General features: G+C 66.4%; 4 protein-coding genes. 1 reads left to right on the top strand and 3 read right to left on the bottom strand.

All coding sequences use genetic code 11. The features are described 5' to 3' along the window. Positions 1 to 206: 206 nt before the first annotated feature. Genes NR101_RS18495 through smeD form a run of 3 tightly spaced genes read right to left on the bottom strand, consistent with a single transcriptional unit; the run spans position 207 to position 5,976 of the window. Positions 207 to 1,589, bottom strand: a complete 1,383-nt coding sequence (locus NR101_RS18495; protein ID WP_256777576.1) for an efflux transporter outer membrane subunit — start codon at positions 1,587 to 1,589, stop codon at positions 207 to 209. Then, complete coding sequence (gene smeE / locus NR101_RS18490) at positions 1,582 to 4,782, bottom strand: multidrug efflux RND transporter permease subunit SmeE (protein WP_256777575.1); 3,201 nt, start codon at positions 4,780 to 4,782, stop codon at positions 1,582 to 1,584. The genes NR101_RS18495 and smeE overlap by 8 nt, the downstream gene beginning before the upstream one ends. Before the next feature lie 12 nt (positions 4,783 to 4,794). Further along, positions 4,795 to 5,976, bottom strand: a complete 1,182-nt coding sequence (gene smeD / locus NR101_RS18485; RefSeq protein WP_256777574.1) for a multidrug efflux RND transporter periplasmic adaptor subunit SmeD — start codon at positions 5,974 to 5,976, stop codon at positions 4,795 to 4,797. Positions 5,977 to 6,207: 231 nt separating this feature from the next. Between smeD and NR101_RS18480 the strand changes: the two genes are divergently transcribed. Beyond that, positions 6,208 to 6,876 carry a TetR family transcriptional regulator gene (locus NR101_RS18480; RefSeq protein ID WP_256777573.1) on the top strand — a complete coding sequence of 223 codons (669 nt, stop codon included), beginning with the start codon at positions 6,208 to 6,210 and terminating at the stop codon, positions 6,874 to 6,876. The last annotated feature ends 708 nt before the right edge of the window (positions 6,877 to 7,584 follow it).

Raw genomic sequence — 7,584 nt, 5'->3', positions numbered from 1 at the left:
GGTAGTGCCGAGCCATGCTCGGCAACCGCGCACCGCGCGGCACCTGCCTCCGGCGCCAGTCATCCGAACGGCGATACGTTGCGCCTGCAACGCAGAGCAGCCGAGCATGGCTCGGCTCTACCCGATGCCAAGCACCGCGCCGCACCCGGTAGTGCCGAGCCATGCTCGGCAACCGCGCACCGCGCGGCACCTGCCGCCGGCGCCGATCACCCGCGCTCGTGCCAACCGCCGCCCAACACCTTGTACAGGGCCACCTGATTGGACTGCTGCGCCAGCTGCGTGCTGACCAGCGACTTGCGCGCGGTGTACGCGGTGCGACGTGCATCGAGCAGGGTCAGGAAGCTGTCCAGGCCGGCATCGTAGCGGGCCTGCGACAACGTCTGCGCCTGCTCGGCGGCAGCCACCAGCGCCTGCTGCGAGGCCAACTGCGCATCCAGGCTGTCGTTGAGCACCAGCGCATCGGCGGCCTCGCGGAAGCCGGACTGGATCGCCTTTTCGTACTGGGCCAAGGCGATGTCCCGGTCGGCGGTGGCCACGCCCAGATTGGCGCGCAGCTTGCCGCCCTGGAAGATCGGCAGATTGAGCTTGGGCATGAAGCTCCACACCCGCGTGCCGCTGTCGAAAAGACTGGACAGCTCCGAGGAGGCCGAACCGATACTGCCGGTGAGACTGATCGACGGGAAGAAGGCCGCGCGCGCCGCGCCGATGTTGGCATTGGCCGAGAGCAGCGTGTGCTCGGCAGCCATCACGTCCGGGCGGCGCAGCAGCACCTCGCCGGGCACGCCGGCCGGCAGCGGACGCAACGCCGCCACCTCGGTCACCTCGGTGGTCGGCAGCAGGGTGTCATCGACCGGCCCACCGGCCAGCAGCACCAGTGCATTGCGGTCCTGCGCGACCTGCCCGGCGAAGCGGGCCACATCTGTGCGCGCGGTTTCCACCAAGGTGCGGGTCTGGCTCAGCTCCAGTGCCGAGGCACCCCCAAGCTGGCGGCGCGCCTCGGTCAGGCGCAGAGAATCTTCATAACTTGCCAGGGTGGCCTGGGCGATGCGCAGCTGTTCGTTGTCCGCGCCCAGCGTGAGCCAGGCATTGGCGACCTCGGCGACCAGGCTCAGCTGCGCGCTGCGTCGATTGGCCGCTTCGGCGAAATACTGCTGCAGGGCGGCCTGGCTGAGATTACGCACCCGGCCGAACAGATCCAGCTCGAACTCGACCACGCCAAGATTAGCGCTGAACTGTTCGCTGACCGGCGCATCGCCGCCGCTGCGGGTCATCTGCCCCTGCACGCCGACCGCCGGCACGCGGTCGGCGCGCTGGATGCGGTACTGCGCGCGTGCCTTTTCGACATTGAGCACGGCCACGCGCAGGTCACGGTTGTTGTCCAGCGACTGGTTGATCACCGACTGCAGGCGCGGATCGACGAAGAAATCGCGCCAGCCGATGTCGGCCACGTCGACCGTGCCGGCAGCAGCCGCGGCGGGCCACTGCGCCGGGATCGCCGGGGCGACCTCGGTGCTGCGCGGCACCAGCGAGGCGCAGCCGGACAGCGCCACGGCCATGGCCACGGCGAGCAGGGAGGGAAGCTTATTCATGCGGACCACCTTCGGCCTTGTCGCCGTTCTGGGTCACCGCCACCGGGGCGGTGCTGTCGTCGGTTTTCGTCGGCGGCGTGCCGCCACGATTGAACACCCGCTGCACCACCACGAAGAACAGCGGAATGAAGAACACACCCAGCAGCGTGCCCACCACCATGCCGCCTAGCACGCCGGTACCGATGGCCTGCTGTGCACCCGAACCGGCGCCGGAGGCGATCGCCAGCGGCAGCACGCCCAGGCCGAACGCCAGCGAGGTCATGATGATCGGGCGCAGGCGGTCACGCACGGCGTGCATCGTCGCGTCGATCAGGCTGGCACCCTTCTCCAGGTTTTCCTTGGCGAACTCCACGATCAGGATCGCGTTCTTGCTGGTCAGGCCCACCGTGGTCAGCATCGCCACCTGGAAGTAGATGTCGCGCTCCATGCCACGCATGGTGTTGGCCAGCACCGCGCCGAGGATGCCCAACGGCGCCACCAGCAGCACCGAGGTCGGCACGCTCCAGCTTTCATACAGCGCGGCCAGGCACAGGAACACGATCAGCAGCGACAGCGTGTACAGCAGCGGCGTCTGCGAACCGGCCTGGCGTTCCTGGTAGGACAGCGCGGTCCACTCGATGTCGAAGCCGGCCGGCAGCTGCTTGGCGAGCTTCTCCACTTCGCTCATCGCATCACCCGAGGCCACGCCGGGCGCGGGCTCGCCCTGGATCTCCATCGCCGACACGCCGTTGTAGCGTTCCAGACGCGGCGAACCGTAGTCCCAACGCTGGCTGGCGAAGGCGGAGAACGGCACCATCTCACCGGCCGTGTTCTTGACCGACCACAGGTTGAAGTCTTCCGGGTTCATCCGGAACGGCGCATCGGACTGCACGTACACGCGCTTGACCCGGCCACGGTCGATGAAGTCATCGATGTAGCTGCTGCCCCAGGCCGCGGCCAGCGTGGTGTTGACCGCCTCCAGCGACAGGCCCAGCGCGCTGGCCTTGCCGACGTCGATGTCGATGCGCAGCTGCGGGGTGTCTTCCTGGCCATTGGGGCGCACGTTGGCCAGCAGCTTGCTCTGCCCGGCCATGCCGAGCAGCTGGTTGCGCGCGTCCAGCAGGGCCTGGTGACCGGCACCGCTGGTGTCCTTCAGGAAGAAGGTGTAGCCCGAACCGATGCCCAGCTCCGGCATCGCCGGCGGCGGGAAGGCGAAGATGAAGGCGTCCTTGATGCCGCCCAGCGCAGCCATCGCCCGGCCGGTGATCGGCATCGCGCCCTGGTCCTTGTCGCGCTCCTTCCAGTCCTTGAGCTTGACGAAGGCCATGCCCGCGTTCTGGCCCATGCCGGCGAAGCTGAAACCCTGCACCGAGAAGATCGACTCGATGGCATCGGCCTCGTTTTCCATGAAGTGCTTTTCGAGCTTGTCGATCGACTCCAGCGTGCGTTCCTGGGTGGCGCCGACCTGCGTCTGCACCAGCGCCATCAGGATGCCCTGGTCTTCATTGGGCAGGAACGAGCTGGGCAGGCGCATGAACAGCAGGCCCATCACCAGCGCCAGCGCGGCAAACACGCCCATGAAGCGCCACGGACGCGCCAGGATGCCGCGCACGCCGCGCTGGTACTTCGCACTGGAGGTGTCGAAACCCCGGTTGAAGGCATTGAAGAAACGACCCGACCAACCCGTGTGGGCGACATGGTGCTCGCCCTTCTTCAGCGGCTTGAGCAGGGTCGCGCACAGCGCCGGCGTCAGCACGATGGCAACCAGCACCGACAAGGCCATCGCCGAGACGATCGTGGCCGAGAACTGTCGGTAGATGACGCCGGTGGCGCCGCTCATGAAGGCCATCGGCACGAACACCGCCGACAGCACCAGGCCGATGCCGACCAGCGCGCCGGTGATCTGGCTCATCGATTTGCGCGTGGCCTCCAGCGGCGACAGGCCTTCCTCGGACATGATCCGCTCGACGTTCTCCACCACCACGATGGCGTCATCGACCAGCAGGCCGATCGCCAGCACCATCGCGAACATGGTCAGCATGTTCACCGAGAAACCCAGCGCGGCCAGAATGCCGAAGGTGCCCAGCAGCACCACCGGCACGGCGATGGTGGGGATCAGCGTGGCGCGGAAGTTCTGCAGGAACAGGTACATCACCAGGAACACCAGCACGATGGCTTCGATCAGGGTCTTGATGACGCCCTTGATCGAGACCTGCACGAACGGCGTGGTGTCATACGGCACCACCGCCTTCAGCCCGGCCGGGAAGTTCGGCTGCATTTCATCCAGCGCCGCACGCACACCGGTGGCGGTGGCCAGCGCGTTGGCGCCGGTGGCCAGGGTGATGGCGATGCCCGAGGACGGCTTGCCGTTGTAGCGGGTCACAAAGTCATACGACTCGGCGCCCAGCTCCACCCGGGCCACGTCGGACAGGCGCAGTTCGGCGCCATCCTGCGCGCTGCGCACGATGATGTTGCGGAACTGCTCGGGGGTCTGCAGCCGGTCCTGCGCGTTGATGGTGGCGTTGAGCTGCTGGCCCTTGATCGACGGCGCGCCGCCGAGCTGGCCGATGGCGACCTGCGCGTTCTGCGCGGTGATCGCCGCGATCACTTCGGCGGTGGACAGCTTGTAGGTGTGCAGCTTGTTGGGATCCAGCCAGATGCGCATGGCGTACTTGCCACCGAACACCTGGATGTTGCCCACGCCCGGCACGCGGCTGAGCGGATCGACGATATTGGAGCCGACGTAATCGGAAATATCGTTGGCGTCCATGCTGCCGTCTTCGGACACGAAGCCGAGCACCTGCAGGAAGCCGCTGCTGGACTTGGCCACGTTGATGCCCTGACGCTGCACTTCCTGCGGCAGCAGCGGCATGGCCAGCTGCAGCTTGTTCTGCACCTGCACCTGGGCGATGTCCGGGTCGGTGCCGCTCTGGAAGGTCAGGGTGATTGTCGCCTGGCCGTTGGAGGAGCTGTTGGAGGAGAAGTAGATCAGGCCGTCCAGGCCCTTCATGTTCTGCTCGATGATCTGCGTCACCGAGTCTTCGACCACCTTGGCCGACGCACCCGGGTAGCTGGCGCTGATCTCGACGGCCGGCGGTGCCACTTCCGGGTACATCGACACCGGCAGCTTGAGCACCGCCAACGCACCGGCGAGCATGATGATGATCGCAATCACCCACGCGAAGATGGGGCGATCAATGAAATAACGTGCCATGGAATTCTCCGGTTACTGCTGGGCGGCGGCGGCCGCCGCCGGCGCGGCGGTCGGCTTGGCCGGGGTCGCGCCCATCTCGGTGGCCTGCACGGGCATGCCCGGCTGGATCTTCTGCAGGCCTTCGACGATGACCTTGTCACCGGCCTTGAGCCCGTCTTCCACCAGCCACTTGTTGCCCAGCGAACGGCTGACCTTGACCGGCCGCACTTCGACCTTGCCGTCCTTGCCCACCACCATGGCGCTGGTATCGCCCTTGGGATCGCGGGCGATGCCCTGCATCGGCACCAGGATCGCGTTGTCGCGCACGCCGCTGCCGACCTGGGCACGCACGTACATGCCCGGCATCAGCACCTGGTCGGGATTGTCGACCTTGACCCGCAGCGCGTAGCTGCCGGTGGTCGGGTCGACGCTGACTTCGGAGAATTCGAGCGTGCCCTTGTGGTCGAACGGCGTGCCATCGTCGAGCAGGATCGTCACCGGCAGGGTCTGGTTGTCCTGCAGGCGGCCACTGGCCAGTTCGCGGCGCAGCTGCAGCAGTTCGCTGGCCGACTGGGTCAGGTCGACATAGATGGGGTTCAACTGCTGCACGGTGGCCAGCGCATCGGCCTGGCCCGCGCTGACCAGCGCGCCCTGGGTGACCGAGGACTTGCCGATGCGGCCGCTGATCGGGGCGGTGATGCGCGCATAGCCGAGGGTGACGTTGGCCGCATCGAGGGCGGCGCGGGCGGCACCGACATCGGCTTCGGCGGTCTTCAGCGCGGCGATGGCGTTTTCGTTGTCCTGGGTGCTGACCGCCTCGACCTTGGCCAGCTCACCGATGCGCTTGGCGCTCAGGCGCGCGGCATTGGCGGTGGCTTCGGCGCGGGCGAGCTGGGCGCGGGCGCTGTTGGCCTGGGCGCGGTAGCTGGCGTCATCCAGCTGATACAGCGCCTGCCCGGCGGTGACCAGGCCGCCTTCGGTGAACAATCGCTTGGCGACGATGCCACTGACCTGGGGGCGTACTTCGGCCACCAGGAAGGCGTTGGTGCGGCCCGGAAGCTCGCGGGTCAGGCCGACCTGCTCAGCCTTCAGCGTGGCGACGGTGACCTGACCGGGGCCGCCCTGGGGGCCCTCCTGGCCTCCACCGCCACAGGCGGACACGGTCAAGGCGATCGCGAGGGACAGCGCGAGGAGACGGTACGGGGATCGGGACATGGTGGGGGCTCACGGCAAACGAAAAGGGTCGCCCGAAGCCGGATTCTCGCGATAAAGCGAAGAAAAACAGTCAACAGGACGGCAAAGTGCTGCAAATCCATGGGTTGCGGCCGTTTTTCGGATACGCGCGGTCCACACCGAGGATCAGTGGGAGGGAAATATACATACATGCATGTTTGTTTGTAAAGCGGTACAATTCAGGTCGGTTTCATCCAGCAATTGCACAGCGCCATGGCCAGAAAAACCAAAGAAGAAGCGCAGGCCACCCGCGAGGGCATCCTCGACGCGGCCCAGGTCTGTTTCCATGAATACGGGGTCGCGGGCACCAGCCTGGCGATGATCGGGGCGCGCGCGGGCTATACGCGCGGCGCGGTGTACTGGCACTTCAAGAACAAGACCGAGATCCTGACGGCGATGATCGATCGGGAGCGGGTTCCGTTCATCGAGCGGTTGCGGCGGACGACGTCGTCCAAGCGCTCCACGCCGGTGCTGGACCTGCGCTCGGCGTTGCTGGTCTCCTTCCAGGAGCTGGCCGACGATGAGCGGCTGCGCAACATGATGGAGATCATGCTGCGCAACGATCTGTCGGTGGAAAGCCAGGCGATGCAGGAATTGCAGCTGGAGGCGTCGCGCGAAGAGCTGGGCATTTTCGCGGCGGCCTTCCAGCGCGCGCGCGAGTTGGGCCAGTTGCGCGAGGGGGTGGACGTGGACACGGTGGCGCGGATCGTGAGTACGAGCCTGACCGGGGTGTTGTACAGCGCGATGCTGGAGCCGGAGCTGTTCGAGATCCGCCGCGACGGCGCCGAGACGCTGGATGCGATCCTCAGTGCGTTCGTGAAGCCGGGTGTGTTCACCCCGGGCGCGGCGCCGACGGCGTTGCCTACTGAGGATGAGGCGTAAGGCTTAAGGCTTGAGGCATGGAGCCGAAGCCGGAGCCGAAGCCAAACGCGGGTTCCGCCTGCGGACTTGCTGGGTGGGGGTGTGTGGGTTCGCGGGACACGCTGCAAGTACGTCCATGTAAGCTCGCGTACGCCATCCATGGCGTACGACGGTCCCGCGAACCCACACACCCCCACCCTCGACAGTTGGCTGGTGGCCTTGGCGGAGCGAAGCGGGAGAAGCGGGAGAAGCGGGAGAAGCGTCGGCTTGTTGGGTTGGCTCTGCCGCACGGGCGAAGCCTCAGGCTTCATTCGATGGGTTTGAAAGCAATGCAATTGCAGGCCAACCCGTCCGCGCAAAGGCAATGCGGGGTTACTCCTCCACTGCGCGGCAGCGCTGTCTCCCAACCCAAGTACGTGCTGGCAAAGGACACGGTGCTTGGCCCTCATCTATGCGAAGCGATGTCTCGATAGTGAGGGGTGTTCTTCCACTGCGCAGCAGCGCTGGCCCCAACCCAAGTACGTGCTGGCAAAAGGCACAGTGCTTGGCCTTCATCTATACGAAGCGATGTCCCGATGTAGTGCGGCAGCATCTGGGCAAAGAGCCAGCGCAAGCGCCTGACGTTTTTCCGTACCGAGGCCACCAGCCAACTGTCTGGGGCGGGGGTGTGTGATTTCGCGGGACCGTCGTACGCCATGGATGGCGTACGCGAGCCTCCAGGGATGGATC

It is taken from the genome of Stenotrophomonas sp. Ste86, assembly GCF_024519465.1.
Classification (GTDB): Bacteria; Pseudomonadota; Gammaproteobacteria; order Xanthomonadales; family Xanthomonadaceae; genus Stenotrophomonas.
The sequence above is the reverse complement of the archived record's forward strand: the minus strand, read 5'-3'. Positions and strand labels throughout refer to the sequence as shown.